12 protein-coding genes are annotated in these 18,088 nt (G+C 41.4%); all 12 read right to left on the reverse strand.

Features of this window, described 5'->3' with window-relative positions; translation table 11 throughout:
* Positions 1-9,345: Ig-like domain-containing protein (locus HP401_RS28515; protein ID WP_173607487.1), on the reverse strand; the 9,345-nt coding region annotated here is incomplete at its 3' end.
* A 329-nt stretch (positions 9,346-9,674) separates the two neighbouring features.
* Positions 9,675-9,875, reverse strand: a complete 201-nt coding sequence (locus HP401_RS28520; protein WP_173607488.1) for a hypothetical protein — start codon at positions 9,873-9,875, stop codon at positions 9,675-9,677.
* Between the two features lie 264 nt (positions 9,876-10,139).
* Positions 10,140-10,640 carry a hypothetical protein gene (locus HP401_RS28525; protein WP_173607489.1) on the reverse strand — a complete coding sequence of 167 codons (501 nt, stop codon included), beginning with the start codon at positions 10,638-10,640 and terminating at the stop codon, positions 10,140-10,142.
* A 242-nt stretch (positions 10,641-10,882) separates the two neighbouring features.
* On the reverse strand, positions 10,883-11,125 hold the full coding sequence (locus HP401_RS28530) for a hypothetical protein (RefSeq protein ID WP_173607490.1): 243 nt from the start codon (positions 11,123-11,125) through the stop codon (positions 10,883-10,885).
* 82 nt (positions 11,126-11,207) lie between these two features.
* Positions 11,208-11,441, reverse strand: a complete 234-nt coding sequence (locus tag HP401_RS28535; RefSeq protein WP_173607491.1) for a hypothetical protein — start codon at positions 11,439-11,441, stop codon at positions 11,208-11,210.
* A gap of 688 nt (positions 11,442-12,129) precedes the next feature.
* Positions 12,130-12,756, reverse strand: a complete 627-nt coding sequence (locus tag HP401_RS28540) for a hypothetical protein (RefSeq protein WP_173607492.1) — start codon at positions 12,754-12,756, stop codon at positions 12,130-12,132.
* A gap of 700 nt (positions 12,757-13,456) precedes the next feature.
* Positions 13,457-13,594, reverse strand: coding sequence for a hypothetical protein (locus tag HP401_RS30070; RefSeq protein WP_254457221.1), 138 nt, complete (start codon positions 13,592-13,594; stop codon positions 13,457-13,459).
* 589 nt (positions 13,595-14,183) lie between these two features.
* Complete coding sequence (locus HP401_RS28550; protein ID WP_173607493.1) at positions 14,184-14,552, reverse strand: hypothetical protein; 369 nt, start codon at positions 14,550-14,552, stop codon at positions 14,184-14,186.
* Positions 14,553-14,668: 116 nt separating this feature from the next.
* Complete coding sequence (locus HP401_RS28555) at positions 14,669-15,448, reverse strand: RHS repeat-associated core domain-containing protein (RefSeq protein ID WP_173607494.1); 780 nt, start codon at positions 15,446-15,448, stop codon at positions 14,669-14,671.
* Between the two features lie 280 nt (positions 15,449-15,728).
* The gene (locus HP401_RS28560) at positions 15,729-15,893 is read right to left on the reverse strand and encodes a hypothetical protein (protein WP_173607495.1); all 165 of its coding nucleotides are present in this window, start codon (positions 15,891-15,893) and stop codon (positions 15,729-15,731) included.
* Positions 15,894-16,362: 469 nt separating this feature from the next.
* Positions 16,363-16,725 (reverse strand): hypothetical protein, encoded by a 363-nt coding sequence (locus HP401_RS28565; protein WP_173607496.1) that lies wholly within the window; start codon positions 16,723-16,725, stop codon positions 16,363-16,365.
* A gap of 21 nt (positions 16,726-16,746) precedes the next feature.
* On the reverse strand, positions 16,747-18,088 hold a 1,342-nt coding region (locus HP401_RS30075; protein ID WP_254457222.1), incomplete at its 5' end, for an RHS repeat-associated core domain-containing protein.

Raw genomic sequence — 18,088 nt, forward strand, 5'->3', positions numbered from 1 at the left:
TGTCGTGACATCTTGTTTACTATGGTTTACATAGGTCGCCGTGATTTGCAATGGCTTGCTTTGAGATGTTGGCAGTAAGAGCGTTTCTGGACTCGCTACCAGTTGTTTTGCGGAGATGACCAGCATACTTTCTATTGGCGTCGTCCGATTCTGTACCGTTCCATCTCCTAGCTGCCCCTTCTCATTTTGACCCCACGCCCATACACTTCCGTCTTCCTTCACCATCAACGTATGTGCTCCACCTGCGGACAAGCGTTTTATCTTATCTTCTTTCAATACTTGGGCTACTTTTACATTCGCGTTTACCTTGGTTCCCAAATAGTCAATGGCTATTGAGGTGGTTCCTTCCTTTATTCCTGAAAGGAGACCACTTGCAGAAACGGATGCTATAGATGGATCTGCCATTGTAAACAAAGATTTATCCGCTACATCCACTTCAGTACCATCCGCAAGCTTCAATAGCACATTTAGTTGTTGTGTTGTCCCCTCTTGAAGAGTGATGTCTTCCGGTACAACCTTGATGTTCTGAACCGGAATTTCTACTGTAACAACAACAGGCACAACCACACTTGCTCCCCCAAAGGAAACAGTGATGTTCGTACTACCTGCCTTAACAGCCATAACCACTCCGTTTGCATCAACGGTTACCACTGTGGCATCTCCTGGCAAGTAGACTGATTGCCCCGAAACATCCATGTTTTTGCCATCCTTATAAGTCGCTGTTACTTGTAGCTGCTGCGTCTTCCCAACTAACATGTTCAGGCTGACTGGTGCAACAGACAAGCTCTGCACAAGCTCTTGCGTCTCTGTAACCTGAGCAGGAACCGTAACTACTTTTCCACCAAAAGATATTGTTATAGAAGATGATCCGACCGCCACTCCAGTAACGGACCCACCTGCTTCAACACTGGCAATAGCAGGTTGTGAACTCTGATAAGTCGCCTGATTCGTTACAATCGTTTGGCTGTTATCACTGTAGGTCGCCTTCACTTCCAACTGCTGGTTGGCTCCTTTGCCAATGCTCACTGTCGCTGGCGTAACCGCCAAAGACACTAGGGAGATAACATTTCCTGAAACCGTAACAGGAATAATCGTACTTTGCCCACCGTAGCTTACCGTGACCTGCGCAGCTCCTGGCGAAAGTGCTGTTATCAGTCCACCACTATCCACAGATGCAACATTGGCATGACTACTTGAATACACGGCTTGCTTTGAAATAATTTCTTCGGCCCCGTTTGAATAAGTGGCCGTGACACTCAGCTGTTGAGTACCACCTGCAACCAGCGACACTTGCACTGGGGTTCCTTTTATTTCCTGAATGGTTGCCCCTTGAACAGTTATCTGGCTGGATGCGTTTTTACTATCATAAGAAACGGTAATCGTCGCTGTTCCTGCTTTGATACCCGTTACGACACCTTGGCTGCTTACTTGCGCAACAGATGCATTCGAGGTGTCAAAGCTGGCAACGCTGCTGATATCTTTGCTGTTACCGTCTGAGTAATAAGCGGATGCATACAAGCGTTGGATCTGGCCTTCTGTTATCGTTGATTGTCCTGGTGTAAGACTGATCGATGTCAAATGAACAGAAGGTGCATCAACCGTAATGGTTAATGTCTTCGACTGCCCTCCGAAATACAACCTGGCCTTCGTCGTCCCGCCGTTCACCGCATACACAATCCCCTTGTTGATATAGGCAACCGAAGGATCCTCGACGACATATACAGCCTGCGCGCTTACATCTACCTGACTCCCGTTGTCCAACGTTGCCATGACCTTGATTGATTTGGAGTTACCGGGTGATACATCCACCTTTTCCAGATCGAGACTCAAGGCTTTGGCTTTCTGTGGTGTAGACGCATTCTGCTTTACGCTTTTTGTGATATTTCCGTTCTCGTCATGGTAGAAAATGACGCTTTCGACTCCATTTTCTTTGATCGCCTTGATTCGATTGTTTTGATCGTATACATACTCGTAAACCGTTCCCCCAGCCGCCGGAGCAAAAACGGTAAATAGTACATTGACTGGATTACTTTCTGTATTGGTCAACTTAATCGTATAGGCACCTGCCGCCAAATCATAAATGACTTCAGCTGCACTTGGCTTCTCCCTCGGTGACACTTGAACCCCATTGGAATAGACCGTTACAGCAGGGTACTTCTGACTTGGATTTTTCAATTGCGTCACCATGCGATACTTTCCAGGAATGATAGCATTCATGGCAATTTCTACCGTTTGTCCACCTGGAATCGTGATATCGTTTGGCTGATTAAAAACAAAAGCTTCGCCTCCTGGCTTTGCCAGAAGCGTAGCGTAAAACGGACTTTTTCCTACAATCTTCACATAATACGTTTTTCCGGCAGCAAATACTGGATTCACTCTACCATTACTTCCTGAAGAGATCTCCTCATGATCCAGCAAGCCCGCCCCTTTATAAACGGATATATTCGCATCTGCCGCTAATCCCGAGTCGTTATTTAACGTGAACTGATAAACTCCGCTCGTTTTCGCTGTGATTTTAAAGTATTTTGCCTGATTGGCAGGAAAATGCATCCGTACCGGGTTATACTCTACCAACAGATTAAAATTGCTTTCTGCCGGTTTCGTTTGGACTGTGTAGGGGCTACTGCTATAGCTGCTAGTACCGGATGGATTGTACGCCCAAAGTATGATTGTATAAGCGCGATCCGGTTGTAGTCCCGTGATGGTATAAGTGGATACGTTGCCTACCCGCTTGATCCCGCCGCCATCTACTTGAATGCCGTAGTCTGTTGCGCCTACGACAGGACTCCAAAATACTTTAAGGGAATTCGTTTCTGCCTCTACTTTAATAATACTTGGGGCATCCGGTTTCTTCTCGATAGTCAAGCTTCCGGGATAAACCGCTACAAAACCGCCGCGATTGGATACTTCGATGTTCGGATAGGTGCCTTCTCCAAGATCCCTGCCCCTCCAGCTAAGGCTCCACTGACCTGAGCTACCAGTAGTAGTAAATTCCTTCGGATTTTTAAGACGATTCATCCTTCCAGATATGACATCTCCTGCTTGAAGATGGGTATAGACCCCTTCCAGAGTAAAGGTCTCATCAATGTCCATGACCCTCTTTGCCCCAGGGGTATAAATGACGATCTTCGGGAGAGCATCTACCAATCGGGATGAGTAATTCGTTGGTGTAGTCCATGCCCCGCGATTATCCTGAGCTTGAACCGTCCAATACACAGTCTGATACAACATTTCTTTTGTGATGGGGAAAAAATATCTGCCGGACGCATTCCCATTTTGGTTCGACTCGGAAATCGTCTCTTCTTTCTCACCAAGCTCGTTTCCGCCTGGTGTCAGTCCCACTCTTAATTTTGTTGATACGATTTTGTCTGAAACATCATTATCTCTAAGCGAATAATTGATTAATCCTCTAAGGCCACTATCCATGATGACAAGCTCTGTATTTACGACGACAGGTGCTTGATTCGTGGCTAATAGATAGAACTCCAATTTAGCGGTACTGCCTTCAAGGATTTTCGGGGCGTCGCTCTTCATTACCGCTTTTAGGCGCACATCAATGAGTGCGTTTTTTTGTATATAGCTTGTATCAAATACATAAGAACGGGCTGTGCCTGTTAATTTCTCCCGTTTTGTAGAAGTGACATGCCCGCCCTCGCTGATATATATGATTAATTCTTGCGAGGCTATATAACTTGGATACCCTTTACCGTTGTAGTAGTCCCAATCCAACGTAATCGACTGCCCTTTTGGTATTTCTGCTCGATCTTTCGGATATTTCCAATTCGCAGAAATGGTTATCGGGTCCTTTTCAGCTTGCGCTCTCATATCCACGCTAATATCGACTTTTTCGACGAGAGATTTACTGGATTTCTGATCGACTGCCCAGACACGAAGTGAGTAGAGATGATCTGGTTTCAAATTTCTGATGGGCAAGTTGTACGAAAATTCATTTACGCTCTCAGACGCCGTAAAACGAGTCAGTTCATGAGGATCTTCTTCATCTAGCTGATACCAAATATGAACTTGGTCTCCGATGTTCGGATCCAGCGCAATACCTGATATGGTGATGACATCCTCTGAATTAACAGTAGTGACAGCCTTCCCCACCACTGGTGAGATCAAATAAACTTGGGGAGCAGAATTATCGTTCACCTCGGTCGTTATGTAGGTGATTTCAGGTGTCCATTTGAGAAGATCCCCAACGTTGTTTTCTTTCTGGTTAACTTGAAAAATCAGTGCGTCTCCTTCTTCAATCGAAAGCTCCTCCTGAAGTTCCACACCAATCTCATCGTTAAAGTCAATCGATTGCCAGCCTGAGGAAGGCCAAATTTGAGCATCGTTTTTCAGTAATCGGACATTGACTCCGTCTCCCTCTTCCCCTTGGATTTTGGAAATCCAACCGCTAACGTGAATTCGACCTGAACGCGGTGCCTTCCATTTCAGGATAGGATCTGAGCCCCCGACTTTTATCCACGTATTTCCGATCGCCGTCTCGTTTTGATTACTCTTCCATTCCTCAGAAGCTCTGTCCCATTCCAAGTCCGTGAAGCGATCTCCATTTACCTCCTGATAGGACCAATTGTTCTGTCCTTGCTGATTAGAAAATTGCAGCCAAAAAGCATACGTGTCATGTATGGGTTCAACAATCGTGATTGTCTTCTCCATACTGGTTTGCTTCCCGTCTTTTTCTGTGACCAGCACTTGTAATTGGTGTTCCCCTACTTGCATCTGGTCAACTTCCAGCAGATAGGAGAAACCTGGTTTTAGATGTGGTGCGTCTGGGTATTTGCGCTTCATATCTGGTCGTTCAAGCCCATATTTCGCCTCGCCCAGCTTATCTCCATCCATCAAAACCTCGATTTTCTCCACTTCACCAGTAGAAACGAACCATCCCGTCATGTTGTAATCCCTGCTGATGAGTTCGTTATCTTGCGGGGTGTCAATATCGCCCCCTGTTACCAAGACGTCGCCTTTTACAGTGACAGGGTATTGCTTCACGATGCCAGCATAAGACACGGTAAGAACTGCATTTCCTGATAAGAGACCTGTTAGTAATCCTGTTGCATCTATTTTGGCGATAGCTGGATTATCGATCGTGTAGGTCGCTTCTCCCGTTACATCCTTGGTACTCTTATCTCGATAAGACGCAACGACCGTGAATGCTACGCTCTTGTCTTTTTCTAAAGTAACTTCGGAATAATTAGCTGTGATTCCCGTAACGGGACCAATTATGATGTTACTTTCCAGCACGAGACTCTCCGCGCCCGCTTTATCCGTTACTTTTATGGTCAGTTTGTGATTCCCTTCCGCAAACAAGGACGTATCCAGTAGATATTGAAAACCAGCATTTGCATTCTGGTAGAGTGGATACATGGCTAAAATATCTGGACGAGGTCCACCATATACGGCAGTTCCCTGTAATTGTCCATCCACCAAAACCTCGATTTTGGAGACACCGCTCGGATCCAGAATCCATCCTTGTATGGTTGTGATTCCACCAATAACTGTGCCCTCTTTTGGGATATCCATTTGCCCTTTGGCAACCAGCGAGCCTGATTCTGATTCTGTGACAACAACTGGAATCACCAATGACTGATTTCCGTAATTCACGTGAATCTTTGTCATTCCAACCTTCAGACCTGTAACGACTCCCAGTGGACTGACATAAACGACATTCGGATCTTCTACTGTATAAACAGCTTCCCCTGTAATGGCCTTTGGATTTTGCCCCTCAAAACTGGCCGTAATCTGCAGTTTCTGCATAGCGTCTTTTGCTACGCTCATGTTTGGTTCTGTATTTTGCAGACTAATGGCTGGAGCAATTTTTCCAACCACGAAATTTCTTTCTGGTAGTGGATGTTGCTTTCCTTCGCTATCCATTGCGATCACAGAAACGGTATGATTACCCGATTGCAGTTCGTTCAGATCAACGGTATAGCTGTATCCTGCTTGCGTATTTGTATATTCCGGATGAAGCAGGGCAATATCCGGTCGAGCAATGCCCGATTTTGCTTTCCCGTGCTCGATCCCGTCAATGACAACCCGATAGTCTGAAATAGCAGAAGGATGTAAAAACCAACCTGAAATCGTATAGGTGCCATTGACAGTAGCACCATTTACAGGCGTTTCTATCTCTCCCAAGGTTTTAAGTGCTTCCGCTTCCGTAACGGTAATAGGAATGCTGATACTCTGATCCCCATATTTTACGGTGAGACTCGTACTTCCTTGGGCTAGAGCCGTGACCAAGCCATCTGTGCTCACCTTTGCTACGGAAGAATTCTCTATGTTGTATAGGGCCAGCTTGGTTACATCATGACTGCTCTGATCCTCCAGTACCGCCATGACAGTTATTTGATGCGTTTTTCCTTGAGGAACGGTTACCTCTGTAACGTTTGCCTTTAATCCGATTGCTGGTAGCAAGGTAACGACTTGAATCGTTCTATTCCCCAGCATTACCTGATTTCCACCCTTGCCTGTTCCTCTGACAGAAAGAGTATGTGTGCCTTCCCGCAATTTTCCTGTATCGAGATTATAGTGGAACCCTACGTTTCCATCCGGTTTAGAAGCATCCATAATTTCTATTTCCGGACGAGAAATGCCATAGGTTGCTTCACCACTTACGGCTCCATCGACCAGTACTTCAATCTTTTCAACACCAGTAGAGTCAATAAACCAGCCTGTGACAGGATAAACACCGCTGATTAATGCATGGTCTGCGGGACTGTCAATGCCTCCCCGAGCCAGACCCCCTGCTGCTTTGACCCAAACAGGTATCGTAAGCGTTTGTTCCTGGTATTTCACGATGATATTGGTTTGACCGATTTCAATTCCCGTAACGATTCCTTTATCTGAAAGGCTAATGATCGCAGGATTCTCAATCGTGTATTGAGCCTCTCTGGTCACATCTTTCGTTTGTTGATTCAGTAAAACAGCAGAAATGGATAATTGCTGTGTATTCCCTTGTATCAAATCTACCTTGCTTATATTTGCTACAATACTTGTTGCCGGTTCTGCACGCCCAATGACAACAGCTCGCTCTGCTAGAACTTGCTCAGCGCCGTCTTTAGTAACAGCCGTTACCTTAATCGAATGCTGCCCTTCCTTTAGCTGCGTTGTGTCTAAAGGGTACTCAAATCCGGCTCTAGCATTCTGATATTGTGGATACGAGGATTCAATATCAGGGCGGGTAAGCCCATAAGAAGCTTCCCCCACTACTGTTCCATCCACATGAACCTCTATCTTGGAAACACCTGATGGATCTAGGTACCAGCCTTTGATGAGTGTGACGCCTGTCATCATGGAATTACTGGTTGGCGCCTCTAACTCCCAACGCGGTATCAGTGGCTCATCCTTTTTGATCGTAACGGGGATCGTGATTGATTGACCATCATATCGAATGGTCACAATCGTCGTTCCAGCCCCCATTGCTTTTACAAGCCCAGTGGCGTCTACTGTTACGACACTTTCATCTGATGATGCGTATTCGGCAAGACTTGTAACGTCTTTCAGGGTGTTATCTTCTAAAACAGTAGATACCACCAACTGATGCGAACCTTCATTCGTTAACTCCAGCTTGGTCACATCAGCGTGCAGACCATTCAACGGCTCCACGTCACCAATGTAAAACGTCGTTCCATCCATTACGGTTTGTTGTCCATTCATATCCTGAACTTCCACCGTAATGCTATGTGTGCCTGCCACTAAATTTCGAGTATCCAGTTGATAGTGAAATCCAGCATTGCTATTCTGATAAGCTGGATATTTCGCTTCAATATCTGGTCTCGGGTCGCCATAAGATGCCTCTCCCACATTCGTACCATCAATCAGGATATTGATTTTCGATACTCCGTCTGGGTTGAGATGCCATCCTTTAATGGTATACGTACCACTGATTAACTCGCCTTTTTCGGGAGTGTCGAGCCCACCTCTTGGGATCAAAGGAGCTCTTTTTGACACCACTATCGGGATTTCAATCGTTTTGTCACCCAACTCAGCGATCAGTTGCGTATCTCCGATTCCACTTCCTGTGACGAAACCTGAAGATGTAACCGTAGCAATTTTTTCATCTTTGCTCGTATAGGTAACTTCCATGCTGACATCTCTGGTGTTGCCATTTGTCATGTTCGCCGTAATTTTCAGTTGATAATTCTCACCTTCGGAAAGTCGCAATTCGTTCGGCGTCGATTCCAGTGAGGTAATCTCAGCGGAGTCTTCATCCCCTAGTCCCAGCGCTTTCTCTAGGTTTACAAGCCCTTTTCCGTAAAAACGTGATTCCCCTAAAGTTGTTGCGTTATCGACTAAACGATCACGCACTTCGCGATTGGTGGCTCCACCCATTTTTGACCAAATAACAGCTGCTGCACCGGTTACGTGAGGAGCTGCTAAAGATGTGCCTGAACGTTGCTCATAGTCTCCATGGAGGAACGTACTTAGAATATCAACGCCAGGAGCCATCAGGTCTAACCCACTGCCAACACTTGAAAAGTCAGCCCGTTGATTGTCCTGATTAATCGCACCAACGGACAATGTCTCAGCATATTTCGCAGGATATAACTGGGTATCCTCACCCATTCCTCGATTTCCCGCTGCTGCAATAACCAGTATCCCTTGTTGATTCGCTCTTTTTATCTGGTCGTGTAGCGCTTGACTGTCAATTCTACCACCAGCACTAATGGAAACGATGTCCATGTCATTCTGTATCGCCCATTCAATCCCTTGAATCATGCTGGAATATGTACCGTGACCTTTTTCATCAAGGACTCTAATGGCATAGATTTCAGCTTCTGGTGCAACACCAACAATCCCAACATCATTATCTTTACCAGCGATAACACCAGCCACCGCAGTTCCATGCCCGTGCTCGTCATCAAAATCTGATTTTCCTTCTACATAGGAAATGCCTCCTTTTACTTGGAGGTCTTCATGATTGGATATACCTGTATCAATAATTCCAATTTTGATGTTTTGGCCTTTGTAATGTTTTTCGTGAGCTTGATTCGCACCGATGTGCTCAATCCCCCACGGAATTTCCTGCTTTTCTGTTCTGTTTGTTTCTGCTAACTCTATTTCACTATCTTCCTCAATATAGGCTACATTCTCGTCCTGAGACATTACCTCCATTTCATTCTCTGTTAATTGAGCAACCATCACTTTCGTGCTAACTTGCTGGACCGATGATCTTTGGATAGCCCTAACTTTTGTTTTCTTGTTTTCTTTAAAACCAATTAAATACGTTTTACTACTAGCGCTTGCGATAGCGTGCTCCGGGACAAGTTGCAAAAACAGTAAAGCAAGCAGTAGGAATAAATTGAAACTACTGATTAAGCGGATGAATCTAGGGTTCATTCCTGTAACTCCTTGTCATAATTGTCTTGAGCTTTGGATCACTTCTTTTTACTCTTCATCCCCTCCCCCAAAAATAAGTACAGATAAAAAATGTAAATTTTACCTAAACAGCATTTAGAATTATAGTGAATTCCTGATATTGGAGCAATAGGAACTTACCAATATGTTTTGACTAACAAATTACTAGTCAGCCAATATTGCTGATTAGCAGAAGGGATTTCCAAGTTGGAATGTGTTTGACCATACTTAGACTTTTCTTCCTACTAAAAAAACAAGACTGTCCCTTGTAGTAGATACCTCTACCAACGAGACAGCCTTGCTCCAGTTCTTCAACTCTCATCTTCAAAAAGATTCTTTTCTGCTTCATCATGACTATAAGCATACTCAATTACATATGACTCAAGCATTTGTATGAAAGTCAATTTGCAATACATTCCATCACGTGAAAAAACTACGGTATTATTGATTAGTACTTTCTCAAAATTTAATTCCTTAAGAAGTGATTCAAAACTTTTTTCCATTGACTCCATAACTCACCTCTATGATTTATTCCCTAGGATTCCCATCCACATCATATCCCTTGATCTCAGAGGCCATACTTCCAAGATAGTAAAAATCCTAACAGACTAAAAAAAGAAACCTTGAACGGCTTGAGGTCAATCAAGGTTTGAATAGCAACTATTCTTTTTTACTCTATTTATTGCGTAACTTTCGTAAGCTCATCTTGAATTTTAACAATTTGCTAGTTCTCCCCAATAACGAGTAGTTTATTACTTGTCTGGGGCTAATTGCTTCTAATACACCTTACCTCTATTCCCTTTATACGTATATTTTTCTGGATTCTTTACATAGTCGCTAATTATTACGAAATCATTTGTTTCAAATGACAATCTCACTGTTCCAGTTGCGTTAATACCAAGTTGGCAATAGCCACTCGGCCAATCTAATACTCCACCTAAATGATATTGATACTCTTCATACTCTAAAGCCTCTCCCCAGTTTTTTGTTAGCTTCAAATTTACCCCATTTTTAATTTTTATAAAGTCATTCTCTTCTGGATGGTATACGTAAACGTCTAATAAACCAGATGTCACACCTTCGAAGCTAATGGCAGAAATTCCAGAAATATAGTAATCTTCATTTTTTTGTGTTTCGCTTATTGATAGACCCCACACTTCAATTTCTATTGACTCAGGTAGCTCTCTATGGCCATGAAAGAAAACTGTCGATTCAGTAAAATCCAATTGATTAAACAATTCACCTGTAACATCAAGTATTTTTCTAATTTTACTCACTCATTTCTTAATCAAAATGTAATTTATATAATGTAATCTGTTTTAACGTTTCAGGATCGATAGCTTAATAGTTTTAACTCTTGATCTTGCCGCTTTTATGCCCCAGAAGCGTCAGTCAAATCACCTCTAATCTGATTTTTCCGTTCCTTGTTGATCACCTTTTAATTCATCCCGCCATGTATAGTACCCCAAACGTAAAGACTAGTTTCCTACACGTCGAGGGTCTATTGACCAATATTTATTTACTCTCTTTTTTTATAATCTAGAATACTTTTAATGAACAAAAAAACAGCAAAACATCCAATTAGAAGAAAGGCAATAGCTGCATAAATGGATTCTGGGCGTGTAAATATTGCACCAGATGAAATTCCCCTTCCCCCAATGTATATTTCTCCTGAAATTAGACTATCTATTCCAGAATAAATCATGTATAACCCGAATAGAAAACCGATTACTGTACGAAGATTTTCGGCAAAATAGTTCAATATAACTCACTCCTACATTCAGTCCCCTTCATACTTATAAACTAGTGCCTAAATTAATTTGTGATTGAAATGGCGATAGGTTTTATATTTCTCTTTCTTTTAATTCCTGTTTTATGATTTTTTTTAACTTCGGTAATAAAGTTTCCATTTTCTCATTATCGTACCACTCTTCATCTTTCCAGAATGTATTAAATCCCTTTAACTGCTCAAGTATTACCAATAAATCTACTTTTGGCAGATTGTTAATTTCACTTCGTGAATGAAGAATATCGTCTAAAACCTCAAAACATACCACTTGCTTGCCATCTACTAGCATCCCATCGCACAATTCTTTTCATAATGATATTTCTTCAATTTCTTCTTCCGAGAAATACTGCCTAAGTAATTCCATTCCCCTCACCGTCCTATTTCCTATTTTGTTAGATCGATAAGTTGAATAATCTCTTTTCCTGGATTTGCAAAAGTAGAATTTGTTACTCGAATTCTATGCAATTCAAGCTGTGTAAAACCTTGTTCCTTAACCATTTGAACAATTTGATTTTTCCATTGGATTATTTCCCTTGGTCCAACAACATTGGCTACGTTTGAACCATCTGCGTAAATACTAAGATCCTTTAAAACTAGAGTCTTTCGATTTACTTGACATTCACACTGGCAATAGCCTCTTACTTCCTGTTCTATCGCCTCCTATTCTGCTTGCGCGGGCAATTAAGCTCATCTTTTCTTATACTTGCTTTGCCATTATCCATTTCCTCCTTTGATTTTGAGAATACAAAAAAAGCTCATTCCTCCTTATATTCAAGTTAGAATAGCCTTTGAAAGCTTCTATGAAGCAAACCCAGTGACATATTTTTCATCCTCGTCAAACCAAGCAAAAAGAAACCCCAGACGAATTGTTGGTTACTCGTTTGGAGTTTCTAATAAATCTACCTCTTGATCAACAAAAGAAATATCTACTGACTACTTATCACTGCAATTGCACTAAAATTATTTTTCATTTGTACTCATTTTATTTTAACTGCCGTTTTCTCCTGTACATCAATTTCAAATTTATCACTTGGAATAGGAAATTTATCAGTCGTGGTAAGGAGGTAAACGTTTGAGTCAGTAGTTGGCTCGAGCTTAACAAAGTGGGTTACCTCACCCCAAGATATTCCTTTAATCTCCTTTATAGGCAACTCTAAAGGAATCCTTATTTCCTCCAATGTCTTGGCATTTTTTAAATATAAGCGAGCTTCACCATTTTTCTGAAACAAATTAATAAATTCTACGCAGTAATCAAACCGACGGTCCGAGGTCTGCTGTAGAGAATCCGTTCTTATTTTTCCTGTTAACCACCCACTCGTATCTACGTTTTTATACAATTGTGGCGTCATTAAAATCATGGCCATAATGATCATAAAAACCCCAATGAACTCCCACCACTTAGATGGACTCCATTTTTTAAATAACAAGACACTAGAACAAACTATTAATATCATTGAAGGTATACCTAGATATACAAGAATTACTGTTGAGACCAGGTCTATACTGCGTTGAAAGTTTGCAGTCGAACCGAGTATAAACCAAATCACACCTGATAGATTGGTTAATAATGAGATAATCCATATTAACTTTATCCATTTTTGCATCGGGTCATTCTCCCACATACTTATTATTCAGCATCTTGTTCATTATAAACCGGTATGTGCTGGCTGACTTCATAGTTTAGGGGATACTCAAATTCCCCTACAGGAGTGGCAATGGTGACAAGTTTATGGTCAATATTCGTTACTCCGCTATCATTCAATTCGGATAAAGGCTGGGAGATGTAAAATGCCACTTCGGAACGAACATGTAGAATGTCCGTTGCGTTATCTCCACTCGTTGAAATCTAAGACTGGAAATGAAACGGAATACCGTTACTTAGGTTATAAAATTCAAGCATTTCTGTGCGGACAAACAAAATAGCGAAATTTTCATACGAGCATTACTTGGGTTAGATGTGTTATTGGTTGAATGATGAGTACATTCGGCACTGCCCCTCTCCTCTGCCTCGGAATAAAGAAAAACGATTATCCATAATGGATAACGGTCAATATCTTATGAGTCTGTGCTGACTAGATTCTACCTAATGCTCTATCAGCTTCTATTTGAAGTTGTATCGTTTTAGTTCCCATGTATTTCTGTGCAGTCCCTAGAATCGACCTGTCACTTCCAAGTATTTACAAAACTGTAATTGAAAAAAACGTTCTTTAATTAAGCATCTTCGCAATTAGATACTTCTTCAAAATAATTAAAAATACTTTCTAATAGATTGATGTTTCTTCCCCACTTAATAGTTTAATTATTTCAGGCATGAAGATCTCCTCCAATTATGGCAGTGTCTAGCACCTCACCGTGAAACGCGATTGATTTTCTATACGCATCATCAGTTGACGGTAAGAAGTCTAACATTTTTCTCAAGAATTCTTCCGTTTTTTTATTCATAACCACCAACTCCTCTATATAAACAGTCCTATTAATTTTTCTAAATCATCTGTTAAAGGATCAACTATATATAAGTCATTAAGATGAAGTTTCCCGGATTTCGCTAGATCATTTAACTGTTTTAACCGTTGCTGTGCTTTTAGTAGACACGTTGAAGTACCGTCGTAAAACTCCTGTGTTAGTATAGCAGCAGTTCCGCGCGGATTGTTGCAGTAAATTTTTGTCCTTTCACCGTCACTATCGAAATTCAGTATAGGTTAGTTGCGTTCTTATTAGATTTAAAAAAACTGTGGAAAACAAAGATAAGGTTTTTGATGTAAAAATTGATGGTATCTGGCTATTTTGATGAAAAAAACAATGGGGAAGAATGAAGAATTAGGGGTATTTTTTTTTGTACCTTTTTCGTGCGTACAACTCATTCATGAAAACTACGTATGGGTATTACAATAGTTATGTTGCCTATCAGGATAAAGTGTTTCATTCACCACTGGGTGGAGGGGTATTTTCAACTGCCCCCCTCTCCGATGGCGGATACAACGGCAAAAAAAACACCCCAAACGAGTACTTGATTACTAGTTTGTGAGCTACATTAACGTTTTCCAAATCCAAAAAAATGCTTTCTACGCACTATATACCAAACTAAACATAAGAACCCAACAGTTAATGTCGATACTAGATTTTCTTGTGACACATAAAACATGTTTCTAACAAGAAAAGCCATCCATCCCCAAAAAGCAAACTTTGGGTTAATGATAAGGGAGACTCCTGTAAATGCTAGTATCGATAAATCAAGGAGGCCAGGGATATTAATCGTTCCTCCTGTCACCAGAAGAATTACTCCACTAATACACGTTAAAAGTACAGCTACACCTGTTAGCTTATTAGGGAGTATTGGGCTTAAAAGATATAAAAGATATTGAGCAAAAACAGAATAAATAATAAAGTATTGATCTGGCATAAGGACACCACCCTATTCATCCTGCAATTTGTGATGGTTAATACTATTTTATAAGTGATAGCTCCATACCACCTTCCTAATTTAAGTGTCTTTTTTATGTGGAACAAATACACATTTTACTTTTTCTTAGGAGCTCTCGGGATTAAAGTTGTTGTTTTAAAAGCAGTACCATCTCCCATCAACGCCGTTGGGTCTTGACCATTTAACCTCGGATCAAAACCAAGATTGGCTTCAATTTTCCCCATCGTTAATGAAAACTCATATGCCGGGAAACCATCATGTTGCTCATTTATTATTATCGGTTCATTTTTATCAGCTGGAATAGAAATAGTATATTGATACGAGATTTTCAAGCCAGCCCAAGCTAAAAGATTAGACCCCTCATCCCCAGTCATATATATTGTTATATTACCTGCTTTATCCTTTTCAGTACGATATGCTAACGTACTTCCATCAGGAGACCCAGCCTCATATTCCTTACCGAAAATAACAACTTCTGATGAACTTGTTCCCTTATGTTCAAAATACGCTAGACCTGTTTCAGTGTCGATGTATACAGAATGAGTTGTTCTAAACGAGCCGCTCTCCCAAAGATTCCTATTATCTCCCAAACCAGAACCACCGGTCCCTGGTAAGTATTTATCTGGTATAAAAGTTGTCAATGTTAGCTTAATATCTGGGTGATTAGTTGGATTCTTCGGATCTCCTTTGGTTACAGCAATATGCCCACTTGGATCAACGTACCTCAAAGGATTATTATGCGTATACGTATACCGATTCAACGTCAACAGATTATCCACTTGCCCTTTATACGTATTCTCCATGATAAAGCGTCCTATAGCCGGATTATAGAACCTCGCCAGCAGATAGTACAGTCCCGCCTCTTCGTCATACATCACCCCACTATACAAAAACAGGTTAGATATTTATTCCATTTCTGCAATCAGATTGCCCCACTCATCATGGTCGCACATATTCAGCAGCTTACCACTGCTATCACGTATCTGGGTAATATCCCCTGACCGTTGCTCGTGTAGTACCCCTCTTGACTTGGAACAAAGTCCTTCCGATGCATAAGCCCAATACCCTAGATATTGCGTACTTTTGGCTGGTTGAACACGTCCAACTCTTCAATCACTCTGTCCTACCAGTACACGTACTTCATTACGTCGCCATCTACTTGTATGTAACCAGTGTGTCCTTTTCCTTATCCCTGTAGGGATGTAGACTATTTTTCAGATCGTAGGTGTAGGTGCCTTTGTTTAGATCTACGTCAGGGAGGTTGTTGGCTGTCTTGCGGTTGCCGTGCTCATCATGGGTGTAGGTCTTAATTTGCCCCATCGTTGTCTTCCGTTTACCGGTCTAGCTTGACGTGTTACCTTCGCTCGCAACTCTCTGGCTTGCTGACAGTAACCACGAATTTCACCTATAAGCTGTTTGTATGCTACGCATGCTTGAACAATAGAACGCATTTCCTTTTCTGCTTCCTGTGCGGGTTTTGCTGTTCCTTCAACTCTTTTGATACTACCCGTTCTCGTTCTGTCAATTCGTTCACTCATTAGCTCAATTCAGTATGCAAAAAAGCTCATTCCAACCCATGGTTCAAGTTAGAATGAACTTTTAATAGTTTGTAAAGATGTCTGTCAAGTTTTAAAGTGTTTAATTTTTTTGTTATAATGTACGACACTGCTTCTAAAAAGTAAACCCAGTAATACTTTCCCTCCACAAAAACATATTTTTCTGTACTGGTAGCCCCCATCAGAAAAGAATCTTGAAAGAAATTAAGCCGATTAGGTCAGTTATTCGATACTCAGTCTACATTTTTCAAGTCTTGCTTCGCTAAATCAAGAGCAATCGCTAATTTAATTTGACACTGTTTACTGAGTCCTTGTAAATATTGTGAAATCGTTTTAGTTACAACAATTGGTTCAATTTCAAAGTTATAGCGATCTAATTCAATTTCTGTGATAATGCTATCATTTATTAATATCTTATAAATATCCTCACCCTGCTCGGGTATCCAATCAACAATGTAAGCCGTTTTCATCTCCGGAAATGCACTTCTAATCACTTCAAGTAGTCTTCGTTTCATTTCACTCTTAAATAATGATTGATTGGATTTTTTAAGTTCCTCCCTTACTTCTTTTTCTAATTTACTCCCAATTAGTTTCACATTTCACCCTCATTTCATTAACTATTTTAGTAATCCGGGGAATGCTGTTATTAAATTACCATGCTTATCAGTTAAGATAGTCATCGTAGAGGTAGGCTTGAAATCATTAAATTTATCAAGTCCAATTGACTTGTTTAAAGTAACCACCCTTGCGTAACGAGCTCCGTCTGCGCTATCAATACTTTTTACGACTGAAGATTTTACTATATCTTTACTAGATAGCAGTGAACGAAGTTCATCCTGAGATATTGTGAACTTTGAAGCATTTTTATTTGAAAAATGTCTGTCTACAACGTGCTTCCATCCATCATTACTAATATTTATTCGAGACTGAACAATAGGTGGCATACCGGAAATTATACCGGTCCCCTTAGACATTTTCCCTGCGTTTTTGAAAGCTCCCAAAGTACCACTACCGTTAATTGAGTCAGGCATCCCAATACTTTCACGGTGTAATTGACCAGCATACATAGCAATAGTATTTTTTACAGAATTAGTACCACGTAATTCTTCTACCATTCCATATGCGTCTCTACCGTACCAATCTACATAAAAATCCCAATCGATTTCTTTACTACCATGGATCCGTCTAACTCCTTCTTTATCGTAGTAGTAATAATTCCCTCCTGGTGAAAATTCTGATTGTATTACCTGTTGGTGTCCACTAGGATCAATATACTTTAAAGGATTATTGCTCACGTACGTATACCTGTTAAGCGTCAACGGATTATCCACTTGCCCCTTATACGTATCCTCCGATATAAACCGCCCAATCTTCGGATCATAATACCGGGCACGCAGGTAGTAAAACCCGCTCTCTTTGTCAAACATCTCCCCCGCATACATAACCGGGTTGGAAATCGTTTCTTTGACCTTATCCGCAATCAAATTGCCCCATATGTCGTAGTCGTACGTATTCAGAACGTTCCCATTTGGAGCCTTGATTTTGACAACATCCCCGTGGCTATTGTAATAGTAATTGCCTTCAAGATTCGACGCATAGTCTTTTCGCCAAATCAACTGGTTACCAAACACATTCCGTGCCTTGACCCTGCCATCCTGCGTCAGCTCTTCAATTACTTGTCCATTCAAATAGACGTAATTGGTCGTGTCGGTCACATTGCCAGTCTGTTGCTTCGTCGCCCGCAAGCCACCTGGATAATACGTGTACGTCGTTGTCCCCTTCTCGTCCTTGTACTCCTGCAAACGATTAAACAAATCGTGCTTCATTTCATAGGAGCGCAATATGTTACCAGGAGCATTGGCATACACTTGGCGGTTGCCTCGATTATCATACGCATACTGTTTGATGTTCCCTTCGACCGATTCTTCCTTGATCCGGGAAAGCTTGTCGTACACAAAC

The sequence above is a fragment of the Brevibacillus sp. HB2.2 genome (genome assembly GCF_013284275.1).
In the GTDB taxonomy this organism is placed as follows: domain Bacteria; phylum Bacillota; class Bacilli; order Brevibacillales; family Brevibacillaceae; genus Brevibacillus; species Brevibacillus brevis_D.